Origin of the sequence: Streptomyces sp. NPDC046821, from assembly GCF_040645335.1 — a bacterium.
Classification (GTDB): Bacteria; Actinomycetota; Actinomycetes; order Streptomycetales; family Streptomycetaceae; genus Streptomyces.
In genome coordinates this window covers 79,331-94,290 of sequence record NZ_JBEYYB010000008.1, presented here as the reverse complement: position 1 = coordinate 94,290, position 14,960 = coordinate 79,331, and the positions used below count along the sequence as shown (strand labels likewise).

13 protein-coding genes are annotated in these 14,960 nt (G+C 71.6%); 7 read left to right on the top strand and 6 right to left on the bottom strand.

Going from position 1 to position 14,960, the window contains the following annotated elements:
- Entirely contained in the window at window positions 1-633 is a 633-nt protein-coding gene (locus ABZ893_RS17450; protein WP_361403822.1) for a hypothetical protein, read from the top strand.
- Window positions 630-1,289, top strand: a complete 660-nt coding sequence (locus ABZ893_RS17445) for an NAD(P)H-dependent oxidoreductase (RefSeq protein ID WP_361403819.1) — start codon at window positions 630-632, stop codon at window positions 1,287-1,289. Before ABZ893_RS17450 ends, ABZ893_RS17445 begins: the two co-directional genes overlap by 4 nt.
- A 72-nt stretch (window positions 1,290-1,361) precedes the next feature.
- Here ABZ893_RS17445 and ABZ893_RS17440 read toward each other — a convergent pair whose 3' ends face one another.
- Both ABZ893_RS17440 and ABZ893_RS17435 read right to left on the bottom strand, forming a co-directional pair.
- Window positions 1,362-2,336 (bottom strand): Gfo/Idh/MocA family oxidoreductase, encoded by a 975-nt coding sequence (locus ABZ893_RS17440; RefSeq protein ID WP_361403816.1) that lies wholly within the window; start codon window positions 2,334-2,336, stop codon window positions 1,362-1,364.
- Window positions 2,333-3,787 (bottom strand): NDP-hexose 2,3-dehydratase family protein, encoded by a 1,455-nt coding sequence (locus ABZ893_RS17435; protein ID WP_361403813.1) that lies wholly within the window; start codon window positions 3,785-3,787, stop codon window positions 2,333-2,335. Before ABZ893_RS17435 ends, ABZ893_RS17440 begins: the two co-directional genes overlap by 4 nt.
- A gap of 222 nt (window positions 3,788-4,009) precedes the next feature.
- Between ABZ893_RS17435 and ABZ893_RS17430 the strand changes: the two genes are divergently transcribed.
- Genes ABZ893_RS17430 through ABZ893_RS17420 form a run of 3 tightly spaced genes read left to right on the top strand, consistent with a single transcriptional unit; the run spans window position 4,010 to window position 6,764 of the window.
- Window positions 4,010-5,269: a cytochrome P450 gene (locus tag ABZ893_RS17430; RefSeq protein WP_361403810.1), complete on the top strand. Its 1,260-nt coding sequence runs from the start codon at window positions 4,010-4,012 to the stop codon at window positions 5,267-5,269.
- The gene (locus ABZ893_RS17425) at window positions 5,266-6,201 is read left to right on the top strand and encodes a superoxide dismutase (RefSeq protein WP_361403807.1); all 936 of its coding nucleotides are present in this window, start codon (window positions 5,266-5,268) and stop codon (window positions 6,199-6,201) included. The genes ABZ893_RS17430 and ABZ893_RS17425 overlap by 4 nt, the downstream gene beginning before the upstream one ends.
- Window positions 6,201-6,764 carry a VOC family protein gene (locus ABZ893_RS17420; RefSeq protein ID WP_361403804.1) on the top strand — a complete coding sequence of 188 codons (564 nt, stop codon included), beginning with the start codon at window positions 6,201-6,203 and terminating at the stop codon, window positions 6,762-6,764. The genes ABZ893_RS17425 and ABZ893_RS17420 overlap by 1 nt, the downstream gene beginning before the upstream one ends.
- Before the next feature lie 86 nt (window positions 6,765-6,850).
- Here ABZ893_RS17420 and ABZ893_RS17415 read toward each other — a convergent pair whose 3' ends face one another.
- The 4 genes from ABZ893_RS17415 to ABZ893_RS17400 form a co-directional block, all read right to left on the bottom strand.
- Window positions 6,851-7,987 carry a winged helix DNA-binding domain-containing protein gene (locus ABZ893_RS17415; protein WP_361403801.1) on the bottom strand — a complete coding sequence of 379 codons (1,137 nt, stop codon included), beginning with the start codon at window positions 7,985-7,987 and terminating at the stop codon, window positions 6,851-6,853.
- A complete protein-coding gene (locus ABZ893_RS17410) occupies window positions 7,984-9,132 on the bottom strand; it encodes a nucleotide disphospho-sugar-binding domain-containing protein (protein WP_361403798.1) in 1,149 nt (382 codons plus the stop codon). Before ABZ893_RS17410 ends, ABZ893_RS17415 begins: the two co-directional genes overlap by 4 nt.
- A 27-nt stretch (window positions 9,133-9,159) precedes the next feature.
- Complete coding sequence (locus ABZ893_RS17405) at window positions 9,160-10,878, bottom strand: MFS transporter (protein WP_361403795.1); 1,719 nt, start codon at window positions 10,876-10,878, stop codon at window positions 9,160-9,162.
- A 99-nt stretch (window positions 10,879-10,977) separates the two neighbouring features.
- Entirely contained in the window at window positions 10,978-12,192 is a 1,215-nt protein-coding gene (locus ABZ893_RS17400) for an acyltransferase (RefSeq protein ID WP_361403793.1), read from the bottom strand.
- 185 nt (window positions 12,193-12,377) lie between these two features.
- On the opposite strand from ABZ893_RS17400, the gene ABZ893_RS17395 reads away from it, so the two are divergent.
- Both ABZ893_RS17395 and ABZ893_RS17390 read left to right on the top strand, forming a co-directional pair.
- On the top strand, window positions 12,378-13,403 hold the full coding sequence (locus tag ABZ893_RS17395; RefSeq protein ID WP_361403790.1) for an NADP-dependent oxidoreductase: 1,026 nt from the start codon (window positions 12,378-12,380) through the stop codon (window positions 13,401-13,403).
- A gap of 78 nt (window positions 13,404-13,481) precedes the next feature.
- Window positions 13,482-14,960 (top strand): alpha/beta fold hydrolase, encoded by a 1,479-nt coding sequence (locus tag ABZ893_RS17390; protein ID WP_361403787.1) that lies wholly within the window; start codon window positions 13,482-13,484, stop codon window positions 14,958-14,960.

Below are 14,960 nucleotides of genomic sequence, written 5' to 3'. Positions count from 1 at the left end.
GTGCCCAACACGGCGAATCCCGCCGGGACTTGGGCGGCTCGGGTCGCTCGGCCCAGCGGGATCGACGACCAGACCCTGCGCTTCACGGCGGACGGCCGGGTGTTCCTCGCCGGCGGCGGAACCGGCACCTGGTCCGCCACCGGGCCGGGCTCGTTCACGTACCGGATCAGCGAGCCGGTGCTCGACGCGGCCGGTGACTGTATCGCCCGGGTCGCGGTCGAGCAGCGGGCCCGGCTCGACGGCGACCGCTTCACCAGCAGCGGGACCTCGCGGGTGCGCGCCAGTGACGGTACGCCGCTGCGGACCGCGGAGGTCTCGGTGACGGCGTCGCGGGTGCGCCAGGGGTACGCCGGCCAGCACGGCCAGCACGGCCAGCACGGCCAGCACGGCCAGCACGGCCAGCACGGCCAGCACGGCCAGCGCGAAGAGCACGAACAGCTCGGCCGCGAGCGAGACTCCACCAGGACTCCGGCGCCGGACGGAATCCTTGGTGACGGCTGTAGCCCGAACTCGGCGGCGCCCGCCGCCGGCGTGTGCTCGCCCCTGCCCGCGAGCTCCGCCGCCATGCCCATCGACGTACGCACACCATCTCCAGACACGGCCGGACAGGCCGACAACCGGGAGCTGTCATGACCCATCTGCTGCACATCGACGCCTCGTCCTCTGCCGAGGGCTCGGTGTCCAAGGCCCTCGCGGCCGCTTACCGCAAGGTGTGGGACGCGGAGCACCCCGGTGCCAAGGTCACCTACCGAGACCTCGGCACCGACCCGCTGCCGCACCTCGACGACGACGCGCTCACCGCGGTGATCACCCCGGCCGAGTCGCACACCGAGAAGCAGCGCGCCGCCGGGGCGCTGCGCGACGAGCTGGTCGCGGAACTGGTCAGCGCCGACACCCTGCTGATCAGCGCGCCCATGTACAACTGGGGCATCCCCTCGAACCTGAAGGCATGGATCGACCAGGCGTTCATCGTCGGCCGCAGCCTGTTCGTGGGCGGGATGCCCAACCCGCTGGCCGGACGCCCCGCGACCGTCCTGCTCGCCTACGGCGGCGGCTACGGCCCCGGCGCCCCGCAGGAGGCCTGGAACCACGCCGACCCGTACCTGAAGACGGCGATCGCCGACGGGCTCGGGTTCGACTTCGCCGCCATCTCCGCCCAGCTCACGCTGGCCGGCCGGGTGCCCGGCATGGACCACCTGACCGATCTGGCCGAGCAGTCCATGAAGGAGGCCCTCGTCCAGACCGAGGAGCGGGCCCGCAAGGTCTCCGCGGGCTTCGCCACGGCCTGAGGCATTCAGTAGGCCGACAGGGGCCCGGTCCGCGGTTTCGCGGGTCGGGCCCCTGCTCGCCGTGCGGCACCTCTAGGCGTACGCCGCCCGTTCCCTGACCCGCTCCACCAGGCGGGCCAGGGCCACCGCCGTGCCGGGGTCGGGCTCGCCCGTGCGGACGGCCGTCGCGAAGGCCGTCATGGCGCGGGTGTACTGGTCGTCGGGCTCGGCCGACAGATCCCGTGGGCCGTCACGCCCCTCCAGACGGATACGCACCCGATGGTCGGCCGGCGGGCTGAACGCCCGGTCGACCGTCAACCGGCCCTCGCTGCCCACCAGTTCGTACGCAGCCCGGTACGCGTGCTCGATCCCGAACGTCAGCTGGGCGGTGACCCCGTCCGGCGCGCGCAGCAGCACCGCACCGGCGACGTCGACCCCGTGGTCCGGATCCTCGTGCAGCACCGCCCCGGCGACCTCAAGACCGGCGCCCAGAAAGTGCTGCGCCACCCGCAGCGGGTAGACGCCGACGTCGGTGAGGGCTCCGCCGCCGAGCGAGGACTGGTATCTGATGTCCTGGGGCGGGCGCTTCGGGATGCTGAACTCCGCGTTGAAGCAGCGCAGTCGGCCGACCGCGCCCTCCGCGACGAGCCGCCGCACCCGGTCGTGCACCCGGTGGTGCGGGAACATGAAGTTCTCCCGCAGCACCAGGCCCAGTTCACCGGCCAGCGCGACCAGGCGCGCCGTCTCGTCGAGGCCGGTGGTCAAGGGCTTCTCGGCCAGTACGTGCTTGCCCGCGCGCAGCGCCCGCTCGGTCCACTCGGCGTGCAGCGCCGCGGGCAGCGGGACGTATACGGCATCGATGTCCGGCCGGTCGAGCACCGCCTGGTACCCGGTGAGCGCCGCGCAGCCGTACGGCTCGGCCACCCGGGCCGCCGTGGCGGAGTCCCGGCTGGCCACCGCCGCCACCCGGACCCCGGGAGCCGCGTCGAGCGCGGGCAGCACCCGGCGTACCGCGATGTCGGCGCAGCCGAGGACACCGACGCGTACGGGCGGGGTGTGCCGTGTCACGGGCGTCGCCCCATCGCGTGCAGGCAGGCGATCAGGGTGCGGCCGTGCATGTTCACGTACTGGCCGTGCCGCAGCAGTTCCGTGAGCTGGCCGAGGGTGATCCAGATGTAGCCGGGCGGGAGTTCGGCCGGCAGGGAGTCGTCCGCCTCGACGACGAGGCAGCGGGTCTCGGCGTTGCTGAAGCGGCCGCCCTCCTCGGGCTGGACGGCGTCGAACCTGACGCGTGCCGGGTCCGCCCCGGTGACGTAGTCGTGGAACAGCGGTCGCTCGCCCGCCTCGAAGTCGCCCGGCCTGCACTGCACCGTGGGCCCCAGCTCCGCCACGTTGAGCAGGCCGCCCTCGACCTCGGCGCGCATCAGGACGTGCAGCACCCCGCCGAACTCCTTCACGATGCCCGCGGCGAGACCGGGGCCGTTGGGTTCGAGGAGCGGCTGGGTCCACCCGGACACCTCGCGGCTGGCGGCCCGCACCGAGACGGCGACGATCTCGAAAAACCTGCCGTCGTCCCGGGCGATCTCCGTGTCGGTACGCCGCCAGTCCGGTACGTCACGCAGCGGGACCCGCCCGATCTCCGGGCGCAGATCGGCCCGTAGGCCGGTGAACCAACTCAGCACTTCAGGAGTGGAGTTGAGGGGCGGCGCGCTGGGATCTTCCTCGGTCGTGGCGGCGTACGGCAGGCAGGACAGGACGGACCGGGTGCACATGTTGACGAGGTTGTCGCGGGCCATCAGCTCGTGGAGCGCGCCCAGCGGCAGCCAGCAGAAGTCGTCGTGCAGCGGCACGTCCTCGTCGGGGCCCACCTCGACGATCATGTTGCGGTTGTTCTTGCGGTAGAACCACGCCGCGTGTTCGGACTGGAGGACGTCGACGACGATCCGGCCGCGGCGCGGGCCGGTGAAGTACTCCAGGTACCGCACGGCAGCCCCCTTGTGCACCCCGGTGAAGTTGCTCCGGGTGGCCTGGACCGTGGGGGAGAGCTGGAGCAGGCCGCGGTTGCCTGGCTCCATCTTGACCTGCATCAGGAAGTGCAGGACACCGTCGATCTTCTGGGCGAGGATGCCGAGCACACCCGACTCCGGCTGCACCAGGACGGGCTGCCGCCACGGCGCCGCCGAGCCCCCGGCAGGGCGCACGTCGAGGCCCTCCACCCGGAAGAAGCCTCCGCTGCGGTGCCCGAGGTTCCCGGTGTCCTCGTGGAACGCCCAGCCGTCCAGCTCCGCGAACGGGATCCGGGTGACCTCGAACGGATGCGCCCGGCGCCGGCTCTCCAGCCACTGGTCGAAGGTGCCCGCCGGGATGCGCGGGCCGGCCGTGCGGGCGGCGGAGACCGCGAGCGCGTCGCGCAACTCCCGCTCCGTGCGGGCGGCGGAGACCGCGAGTACGTCGCGCAACTCCCGCTCCGTGCCCGGCGCGGCACGCTCCCCGGCCGCGTCCCTCACCAGTGCGTCCATACCGCTGCCACCTCCGCTTTCACGGGGCCGCCCGGCGGTGCACACCGCGGGACGGCCGTGCCGCTGAGTCGTGCACACCATGTGGGCGCGTGCTGGAGCACTGCTCAAGCGCCGCTGCACACCGGCGGCGGGCCTCGACCGACGGACGATCCGGCCTCCAGTACACGGCGGGAGGCTGCCGGGAGGCCGCGTCTCCGGCGGCCGCGATGCTGGAGGTTGGTCTTGCAGGCTCTGACGAAAACACTGGCTTCGACGGAATCACCGGCTCTGACGAAAACACTGACGTTCCCGCTGCCCGGCTCGACCTATCTGGGCCCGGACCCCGAGTTCGCGCGCCTGCGCGCCGAGCGGCCGGTGGCCCGGATGCGTCTGGACGACGGGCGCGAGGTCTGGATGGTGACCCGGTACGACGACATCCGCGAAGGGCTCGCCGACCCGCGCCTGAGCCGGGCCGCCGCCGTGCGGCCCGAGGTCGCGCCCTTCCGCGGGATGTCCCAGGTCCCGCCCGAGATGATCGTCTCGACCGATCCTCCGGAGCACACGCGGCTGCGCAAGCTGGTCTCCAAGGTCTTCACCGTGCGCGGCGTCGAGAAGATGCGTCCGCGCGTCACCGAGCTGGTGGACGAACTGCTCGACACCCTGGCCGCCGGACAGCCCCCCGCCGACCTGGTCGCCGGGTTCACCACGCCGCTGCCGCTGATGACCATCTGCGAACTGCTGGGCGTGCCCGCGGAGGACCGCGACCGGTTCCACGGCTGGGCGCGGCAGTTCGCCGCCGTGGGCGGCCCTCCCGAGCAGATCCAGGACGGCATCGCCAAGCTCGGCCAGTACATCGGAGGGCTGATCGCGCAGAAGCGGGCGGAGCCGGCCGACGACCTGCTCTCGGAGCTGATCGCCGCCCGCGACGAGGGCGACCGGCTCACCGAGGAAGAGCTGGTGGTCTTCGGCTACACCCTGCTCGGCGCGGGCTTCGACTCCTCCGCGAGCCAGATAGCCAACTCGGTGCTCGCACTCATCGAGCACCACCCCGACCAGTGGCGCTGGCTGCGGCAGAACCCCGACCGCGTCGCCGACGCCACGGAGGAACTGCTCCGCGCCGTGAACCTGTTCGGAACGGACACCACCGGCTTCCCGCGCATCGCGACCGAGGACCTGGAGCTCGGTGGCACGACGATCCGCGCCGGCGAGATGGTGCTCTTCGGGCTGACCTCGGCCAACCACGACGCAAGTGTCTTCCCCGACCCCGACCGGCTCGACCTCGGCCGCACCGACAACCGGCACCTCGCCTTCGGACACGGCATCCACCGCTGCCTGGGCGCCCAACTCGCCCGCATGGAACTGCAGGTCGCCCTCGGCGCGCTGGTCCGCCGCTTCCCCGACCTGCGCCTCGCCGTCCCCGAGACCGAACTCACCTGGCAGCTCGGGGACGTCAACCACACCCTGCTGGCCCTGCCGGTCACCTGGGGAAAGGCGCGGACATGACGTCGTACGCGGCTGTCGGGCAGGCGGAGCGCCGGGGGAGTCTCCTCGAACTGCCCCCGGGCTTCGGGCCTGAGTCACTGGCCATCGGGGCGTCGGGCCGTGCGTACTTCGGGTCGCTGTCCGACGGCACGATCCGCACCGTCGACCTGAGCAGCGGGGAGGGGCGCACCCTGAGCCCCGGCCCCGGCAGCGCCTCGGGAGGGCTGTGCCTGGACGACCGGGGCCGGCTGTTCGTGGCCGGCGGATTCGCCGGGGACGCCCGCGTGATCGACACGGCCACCGGCGAGGTGCTCGCCCGCTGGCAACTGGCCGACGGGCAGCCCACGTTGATCGCCGACGTCGCGCCCGCGCTCGGCGCGATGTGGTTCACCGACTCGTTCGCGCCCGTACTGCACCGGGTGCCGCTCGCCCCGGACGGGCGTCCGGCCCGGCCGGACGAGGTGCGGCACATCCCGGTCGGCGGCGACGTGACGTATGAGGACGGATTCAATCTCAGCGGCATCAGCCCCACCCCGGACGGCGCCGCCCTGCTCGCCGTACAGGCCAACACGGGCAAGCTGTTCCGCATCGACCCGGCGACCGGTACGGCGGCCGCGGTCGACCTCGGCGGGGAACTGCTCCTCAGCGGCGACGGCATGTTCCTGGACGGGACGACGCTGTACGTGGCACTGGGGGCGGCCGACGCGGTGGCGGCGGTGCGCCTGAACGCGCCGGGCACCTCGGGAACGCTGCTGCGGCGCCTGACGCTCGACGCCTTCGACATCCCTACGGCGATCGTCCCGCACGCCGGTCACCTCTACATCGTCAACTCTCGTCTGGGATCGGCGCGTTCTGTCGCTTCCGGCGACCCGGACACCGTCGTGGTCGTCCCCCGCGCCTGGCTCGACGGAGAACACGCACCCGTACTCACCCCCGAGAAAGGCACCGTCTGATGTCGACCTCGCTCCACACGCAGGCCCGGCCCGACGACCGCGCCGGGCACGGCGCAGTGCTGGACCCGAAGGCGCTGTTCCACACCGGGATGATCGTCGACGATCTCGAAGCGGCGATGAAGACGCTCGGCGAGCTGGGCGGCTACCACTGGACCAGCGTGATGGAACTCGACGTCACGGCGGTCACGCCGACGGGACGCCAGCGCGCCCGGCAGCGTTTCGTCCTCTCCCTCGAAGAGCCCCGGCTCGAACTCGTGGAGGCCGTTCCCGGCACGGTCTGGGTGTCCGAGGGCCACAACGGCGTTCACCACGTGGGCTATTGGGCCGACGCGGACACCATCGCGGAGACCTCGGCGACGCTCACGCGGCTCGGCCTGCCGGTGGAGGCCTCCAACGACTCCGAGGCGGACGGCGCCCCGCTGTGGGCCTACCACCGTGGCCTGGGCGGCCTCCGCATCGAGCTGCTCTCCACGCTGATGAAGCCCTCGATGGACGCCTGGATCAACGGTGCCGACCCCGACGCCGTCCAGCGCAACGCCCCGGGCGAGAAGGACCGGAACTGACGCCGACGCGATCCGGCCAACGCACTGTGCCGTCCCGCCCGGGGTGAACCGGGGCGGGACGGCACAGTGCGTTGGCCGGGGAGTGCTCAGGAAGCGGGCGGGGCGATCTCGACACGCATTGCTTCCGGCCGGTCGGCGGCGAAGGCGAGGAGCGCTCGGCCGTCCTCCTCCAGAGCGGCGGCGTCTCGCGCCGAGAGCTTGACGAACGGCTCGACCACGAGGGTGTGGTCACGGCGTTCCCGCATGATCCGCCACACCCCCTGGAGCATTCCGTCCACCAGGATGTTGCCCCGCAGCACACCACCGCGCGGGGACATGAAGAAGCCGAACTTCTTGGAGAACTCGGCGAAGGTGAGCCCGTCCGGGATGATCCTGGCCCGGTTCGCGTGCGACAGGAACACGTTGTCGAACTCGGGCAGGAAGCGTGGTGCCACCGGAGTGTCCGCGTCGGGCAGGGGAGCGCCGGGTACGTCGAACAGCTCCCGGCCGCCCTCGTCGGCGAACGTCCGCAGCCGCGGCCTGATCCGCTCGACGACCTCGCTCAGCCGGGTCAGCCCGCACCAGGTCTGCACATCGGCGACCGTGGCGGGACCGAACGCGGCCAGATAGCGCAGGATCATCGTCTCCGGATCGGGTTCGACCGCGGCCGGCCGGTCCAGCCAGTGCTCGGCCGTGGCGTGCGTCGGCCGGCCCGACTTCCCCCACAGGCCACGCGGCGGAACCTGGACCAGGGGCACCAGGTTCCGTACCGCGTAGGCGAGTGATTCGGGCTTGCTGTCCGGCCACTTCTCGGCGAGCAGCTTGCCGAGGTCGGCCGGGGTGCGGGGCTGTTCGTCGAGCAGGGCCCGGCCCGCCGTCACGACCGCGTCGAGGTCGAGCCCCTTGACCACTTTCCCGTGTGTGCTGTTGCTGTACAGATCGCGGTCGAGTACCGGCTGCACCACGGACCGGAGCCCCATGCAGTCCGCCGGCGTGACGAGATGGATGGTGGACCGCATCAGTGCCGTACGCACGAGCGCCCGGCTCTCGACGAGCCCCGACAGGTCCGCGGGATCGAAGTCCCGCAGCCGCGACCACAGCCCGACGTACGGATTGGAGGGGATCTGGGCGTGCAGCCCCACCAGGTCCACGACAGCCTCCGCGACAGGGCGCGGATCACGCTGGATGAGCAACTGCCGTTCGAGCAGGGCGCGGTTGAGGGCGCGAGTGCCGAGCACTGTCATGCAGGGGATCCTACGGTCAGTTTCTCCAGTGTGCCGACGAGTTCGCCGGGCAGGGGCAGCGCGCCGATCTCCGCCTGGATCTCCCGTGCGCGCGTGCGGTAGGACGGGTTGCGGAGGAGTTCGCGGCACGCCTCGGCACTGTTGTCCGCCGTGACCTCGTCCGGCATCAGCACGATCGCCGCGCCGTACTCGGCCATGCGCCGGGACGGGGACACCGTGTGGCTCAGATGCGGAACGATCAGCTGCGGCACCCCCGCGTTCATCGCGGTCATGCTCGTCACCCCGCCGCCGTGATGCATGATCACGTCGCACGTCGGCGCCAGGACGTCCATCGGGATCCACCCCGCCTTGACCTCGTCGGAGCGCACCTCCGCCGCGATCTCCTCGGGCGCGGCCACCACGACCTCCACGTCGAGCACCGCCACGTTCCTGATCAGCGCGCGCATGAACTGGAGGTTCTTCTCCCGCACATAAGGATCGGCCGCCTGGCTCCCGGCCGTCACACACACCCGGGGACGCTCGCCCTTGGCGTACATCCAGGGCTCCAGACGGCGCTGCTGGTTGCCCGGGATCCAGCGCATCAGCTGGGCGGGCGGGGCCTGCGGCGGGCGCAGGCTCTCTGGGCAGATGTCGATGAACAGATCGGGCTCGGGCAGCGTGTCCCTGCCGAGCGAGGCCAGTTCCGGCTGGAGCTCCTGCGTGGCGCCCACGTCCATCTGCGTGGTGGACGCCGGGTCCCAGGCGTGCCGCACATACGGCACACCCAGCTCGGCGGCGAGCAGCCCGGCCGCGTACGAGAGGGAACCGCCGACGACCAGGTCCGGCCGCCAGCTCCTGGCGAGTTCGCGCAGGGGCTCGATGCTCGCGGCGCCGAGGCGGGCGAAGCCGCGTCCCGCGTACCGCCGCTCCTCGCGCTGACTCGTGGGGAACTCCAGCGGCGCTCCCGACCTGTCCTTGTGCATGTAGTCCGGAGGCGTCAGGGAGTTGAGCGCGATGCCGGGCAGGCCCGCGCCGGCGATGAACGGCATGATCTTCTCGATCGAGGCCATGAACGTCTCATGGCCCGCGTTGCGCACCGCCGTCGCGAGCGGGGCGAGGGCGAACACGGTCGCCGGGCTACCGCCGGCGACGAACAGGATCTTCATGACTTCCCTTCCTCCGGGAGACGGCGCTCAGACACCGGCCTGGTCGGGCTGGTCGGCCTGGTCGGGCTGGGCCTCGGGGGCCCGCTTGGGCAGGCCGAACGTGACGAGCAGGGTCGCCAGCATGAGGCCGATCGTGGTGAACAAGGTGGGACGCAGCGCTCCGGCGAACGCGTTCGCCGTGGTCTCGCGGCCCAGGCCGGCGAGCGCCTTCATGGCGGCGGGGTTGTCGCGGACCGCCGGGGCGGGCACGCAGCTCGCGGGCAGGCCCTTGGCGTCCTTGCCGGACACCTGCTCGGTGGCGCAGCTACGGAAGGACGTGACGATCCCGTCGAGCTGGTCCGCCGGTACGCCCGCGGCGCTCAGCTCCTGGCGCACCTTGGGCGCGATGTCCTGCGCACTGCTGCTCGCGTGCGAACCGAGCGGGTTGAAGAAGACGAGCGAGACGAGCGCGATACCGAGCGCGAGGCCCAGCTGCGCCATGGTGTTGATGAGCCCCGAAGCCGCGCCGGCGTCCTCGTGCGGCACGTCGGACAGGGCGAACAGCGCGATGGGCGGCGCGATCAGGCCGAAGCCGAGGCCGACGAGCAGCAGCGGGCCGACCATCAGCCAGCTGGAGGTCCCGGCGCCGTTGGCGGTGACCACCCACAGGAAGGCGCCGAGGCCCGCCGCCAGTACAAGGGCTCCGATCTGCAGCACCACACGGCCGAACTTGGGCGCGAGGAGCGTGACGGACAGGGCGGAGGTGATGAACGCGCCGACGCAGAAGGAGAGTCCGGTCAGACCCGCGTGCAACGCGCTCCAGCCGAGCCCGAGTTGCATGAAGAGATACCAGGCCAGGAAGAACGCGCCGGTGAACAGGAACAGCGTGAGCTGGAGGACCTGACCGGCACTGAAGCTGCGGGCCTTGAACAGGGCCAGCGGTACGAGCGGCGAGAGCCCGCGCTGCTCCCGCCGCCGCTCGTACACGACGAAGACGGCAAGCACCACGGCCGACAGGGCCATCAGGACGTTGCCCCAGGCCGGCCAGCCCAGCTCCCGGCCCTGCGTCAGCGGGTACAGCAACAGCAGCAGGGCGAGGGAGGCGAGGGCCACACCGGGCAGGTCGAGCCGCAGGGCCTTGGCGGCCTTGGACTCGGTGATGGAGCGCAGGCCCAGGTAGGCGCCGACGAGGCCGATCGGCACGTTGATGAGGAAGATCGGCCGCCAGCCGAGCCCGAACAGGTCCAGGTCGACCAGGACGCCGCCCACGAGCGGGGCGACCGTCGCGGCGATTCCGCCGACCACGCCGTAGATCGCGAACACCGCGGGACGCTTCGAGGCCGGGAACGTGACATGGATGATCGACAGCACCTGAGGCACCATCAGGCCCGCCATGGCGCCCTGGAACAGCCGCGCGCCGACCAGCATCTCGGGGGCGGTCGCGAACCCGCAGAGCGCCGACGCGGCCGTGAACCCGGCCACGCCCAGCATGAACACCCGCTTGCGGCCGTAGATGTCACCGAGGCGGCCGCCGGTCACGAGCAGCAGCGCGAAGGCGAGCACATAGCCCGCGCTCACCCACTGGACCGCCGCGTAACTGGCGTCGAGATCCGCTCTGATCGACGGGATCGCGACGCTGACGAGGTTGCCGTCCAGCATGTCCATGAACACCGCGAACAGCAGGACCACCAGGGCGGTCCACTGCTTGCGTTCGACCGCCGGTTCCTGCGGTACCTGTTGTGGGGTGGAAACGTCGAGCGTCGTCATGGGGGTCCTCAGGTAGGAAGTGCGGGTGAAACAGCGGGTTGGTGGTCGGCGGCTCAGCTGGGAAGTGCGGGTGAACTGCGGGTCGTTGGTCGTGGCGGCTCAGCTGCCGGTGGCCACGGGGACCTCGCTCCGGGAGGTGTCCTGGTGCTCGGTCTTCGGGGCGCGCTTCGCCGCCGGGCGGGACCAGCGGGCCACGGCGGGGCGCTCCACCAGGACGAACAGCACCCAGGACAGGAGCAGCGAGACGACGAAGGCCGCGGCGAGGAACGCGACGGCCACCGGCCCGCTCCACTGGGGACCGCCGAGCTGCCCGTACGCGTTCGGTTCGACCCCGAAGGCGCGGTGCCCGAAGCGGAGGACCAGGTTGTGCACCAGGTAGAACGCGAAGGTGAGGTTGCCGAGGTAGACCATGGCCGGGGTGTTCAGGAACGACTTGCGGCCCTTGAGGTCGGACGCCGCGAGGGCCAGGATCAGCAGGGCGACGGGGACGATCTGGATGGCCGCGTACGAGAAGAGGAAGTGCACCGGCAGGAACAGCTGGGCCGCGTAGCTCGCCACCACGAGCAGCACCGCCGGGGTGACGCCGAGCGGAGAACGCATACCGGTCTGCACCATCCGGGCCAGCATGATGCCGATGACGAACTCGAGGAGCCGGCTGACCGGGAAGACGTTGACGAACCAGATCTGCGCCCAGGACGCGGGACCCCAGGACCACTGCGGCGAGTCCGGCAGCCAGGCCAGTGACGCCACGGGGACCAGGATCACCGCCAGGGCCGTGCCGCCCACCCAGAACCACAGCCGGTTCGCGCGGATCTTGAGGATCGCGGCGACGAGCACCGGGAACGCGAGGTAGAACAGCAGCTCGGCGGAGAGCGACCAGCTCACGCCGTTGGCGCTGTCCATGTAGGCGTTGTCAGGAACCCAGTCCTGCAGCAGGAACAGGTTGGTCAGCGTCGGCCCCAGCTTCTGGTGCTCGCCGAACAGCCAGAGCAGCACCACCGCGGCCGCGAACGTCACCGCGTGACTGGGATAGATCCGGAAGAAGCGGCGCCGCCAGAACCCCGTCACGGAGTTCCCCGGCCGGTGCGTCCAGGTGAGCACGAAGCCGCTGAGCACGAAGAAGTACGTGAGGCTGATCTGCCCGACCTTGCCGGCGAAGAACATGTACATCCAGGTCGCCCCTTGATCCTTCAGGACGAAGAGCATGGCCCCGTGGGTCACGAAGACGACCACTGCGGCGACGAACCGCAGACCGGTGAGCGAGTGGATCTGTGGTGGTACTGCCGGCTTGGACACGGCTGCTGGTTCGGACACGGCGGTGTCTTCCTCTCCTGAGGCGATCTCTCCTGAGGCGATGTCGAGGCATGGTGCCGCCGGGCCCTCGAATTTCCCCGGAGCGCTCCGACCGGGCCAGCCGCGGGCTCCAGGCCAGCTCGAGCCCCTGGGCGTACTGATGGACGCCACTCGCCGCAGCGATCGAGAGCCCACGGAGGAGAGCGATGAGCACACACGCGGAACCGGACGTCCCCCGGACCGCCCGGGAAGTACGGCTTGCCGGGCACCTGGAGGGCGAGCTCACCCTCGGACAGTTCGACCTCGTCGAGGTGCCGGTGAGGGAGCCGGGCGCGGGCGAAGTGCTCGTGCGCACCGACCATCTGTCGGTCGCCGCGGCCTACCAGGACCTCATGAAGGCGGACTGCCCGCTGCCCATGCCCCCGTTCCAGGTGGGCGAGCGGCTCGGGGGCGGCGCGGTCGGCACCGTCGTACGGTCCGGCAGCCCGGCGCTGTCCGTCGGTGACCAGGTCCTCTCGATGTCCGGGTGGGGCGAGTACACGACCGGCCCGGCCGACGGCTACTTCAAGATCGCGCCGGGGCTGCTCCCCGACCCGGTGTACTACCTGGGCCAGGGCACCACCGCGTACTACGGCATGGCCGACATCGCCAAGGTCGGCGAGGGCGACGTGGTCTTCGTGACCGGAGCGGCGGGCGGCGTCGGCTCGCTGGCCGGACAGATCGCCAAGCACCGCGGCGCGGCGAAGGTCATCGGCAGCGCGGGCAGCAAGGCCAAGGTCGACTACCTGGTCGGTGAACTCGGTTACGACGCCGCCTTCGACTACCACGACGGCCCCGTCGTGGACCGGCTGAGGGAACTGGCGCCGGACGGCATCGACGTCCTCTTCGACAACGTCGGCGGCGAACAGTTCGAGGCGGCCGTCCAAGTGGCCTCCCCGCACGCCCGGTTCGCCCTCTGCGGCGCGCTGTCCACGCAGAACGGTGACGCGGCCGCGCCCCGCCTCGACCTGATGACCGCCATCACCAAGCACCTCGAACTGCGGCCGTTCGCCTGCTATCACACGCCCGAGCAGATCTGGGCGTGGACCGAGCACTTCGCGGGCTGGGTCCGTGAGGGCACGTTCGTGTACCCGCACACCGTCGTCGAGGGCGGCATCGACGTGGCCGCCGACACCCTCATCTCGCTCCTGAAGGGGGCGTACACGGGCAATGTCGCGGTGCGCTTCCCGTGACGCGTCACCCGTTCACCGAACTAGGAGACCGGCCGCCGCGCCGGCCCGTCCGCGCACCCCAGACCCGATAGGAGGCCCGTGGTGGTATCCACGGAACCGGTGGCCGTCGCCCCCGGCACGCTGGAAGCGTTCTACGCCCAACAGCCGCGGTGGTCCCCCGCCCCGTCCGACGACCCGGCCGGCGGCGGGGTCGAGTACGCGACCATCGAGGTTCCGCGGGACTACGCGGATCCGCGGGGCCCGCGCCTCACCCTCGCCCTCAGCCGCCGCCGCGCCACCTCGCCCAGGCGCCGCGGCATCCTCCTCGCCCTCAACGGCGGGCCCGGCGGTGACTACGGCCTCGGCCGCGAGCTGCCCGGCAAGTTCGCCGGCAGCCCCGTGCACGAGCGTTACGACCTGATCGGCTTCGACCCGCGCGGCACGGGAGAATCCACCCCGCTGTACGCCGAAGTGACCGTCCCCCGGGCGACGTTCGACTCCCGGCCGCCCGACTCCGCCTTCGGGCAGCTAGCCGAGGACATGCGGCTGCGCGAGGAGGCGTGCGCCCGCGCGGGCGGTGAGCTGCGGCCGTACATCAGCACCCGCAACACGGCCCGCGACATGGACGTCGTCCGCGCGGTCCTCGGCGAGGAGAAGCTCAGCTTCGTCGGGTACGCGTACGGCGCCTACCTCGGCGCGGTGTACGCGACCCTGTTCCCTGATCGTCTGGACCGCAGCGTGCTCGACTCCTGCGTCCATCCGAACTGGACCTGGCGCGAGCAGTTCCTGTGGCAGGGCGACGCCGTGCGGCGCAACGTCGACGCGTGGGCGCACTGGACGGGCGAGCGGAGCCGCCATTTCGCACTCGGCGGCACGGCGGGGCAGGTGCTCGAATCGGTGGAGGAGGTCGTCGCCGTACTGGAGAAGCTGGACGGCGGCGTGCCGTTGCGGACCCTGTTCGACGGAGCGGTCGGCAACCGCGCCGCCGACCGCGGCCAGTGGAGCGAACTGGCGGTGTTGGTAGGCGAGTTGGGCGACGCCGCCGCTGCCGGTGACAGCGCGAAATGCCGGGAACTGCTCGCCCAGCAGGGCACTTGGCGGCCGTCCGACAGCGAGGGCGACCTGCGGACCGGGGTCCTTGAAGCCATCACCCTGGAGCACGCGTGGCCCGCCGACCTGGAGGTCTACCACCGGGACATGCGGGACTTCCGTGAGCGGTTCCCGTACGGGTACGGCGTCCTCCGCGCCAGCCCCTGGGTGGGCGCCTTCCGTGCCTTCGAGCCTCTTGAGGCCCCCACGAAGCTGGTCCGGGCCGACGGTCTGGAGAAGGGCCTGGTCGTTCAGGCCGACGGCGACCCGATGGACCACTACGCCGGCGGCGTGGCGATGGCCGAGCTGCTCGGCCACCACCTGCTGACCGTCGAGGACTCCGGCGAGCACGAGGTGTACGCACTCGGCGGTAACGCGGCGGTCGACGAGATCGTGCACCGCTATCTGGCCGAGGGGGCGCTTCCGCCGCGCCGGTCGAGCGTTCCGGGGCGTGTGCCGCGGCCGGACGTCCCGGCGGACGGGGACTGA

Bases quoted from the DNA above. Each gene is read 5' to 3' on its own strand.
- ABZ893_RS17445 (WP_361403819.1), top strand. From the start codon at position 630: ATGACCCATCTGCTGCACATCGACGCCTCGTCCTCTGCCGAGGGCTCG.
- ABZ893_RS17435 (WP_361403813.1), bottom strand. From the start codon at position 3,787: ATGGACGCACTGGTGAGGGACGCGGCCGGGGAGCGTGCCGCGCCGGGC.
- ABZ893_RS17425 (WP_361403807.1), top strand. From the start codon at position 5,266: ATGACGTCGTACGCGGCTGTCGGGCAGGCGGAGCGCCGGGGGAGTCTC.
- ABZ893_RS17420 (WP_361403804.1), top strand. From the start codon at position 6,201: ATGTCGACCTCGCTCCACACGCAGGCCCGGCCCGACGACCGCGCCGGG.
- ABZ893_RS17415 (WP_361403801.1), bottom strand. From the start codon at position 7,987: ATGACAGTGCTCGGCACTCGCGCCCTCAACCGCGCCCTGCTCGAACGG.
- ABZ893_RS17410 (WP_361403798.1), bottom strand. From the start codon at position 9,132: ATGAAGATCCTGTTCGTCGCCGGCGGTAGCCCGGCGACCGTGTTCGCC.
- ABZ893_RS17405 (WP_361403795.1), bottom strand. From the start codon at position 10,878: ATGACGACGCTCGACGTTTCCACCCCACAACAGGTACCGCAGGAACCG.
- ABZ893_RS17395 (WP_361403790.1), top strand. From the start codon at position 12,378: ATGAGCACACACGCGGAACCGGACGTCCCCCGGACCGCCCGGGAAGTA.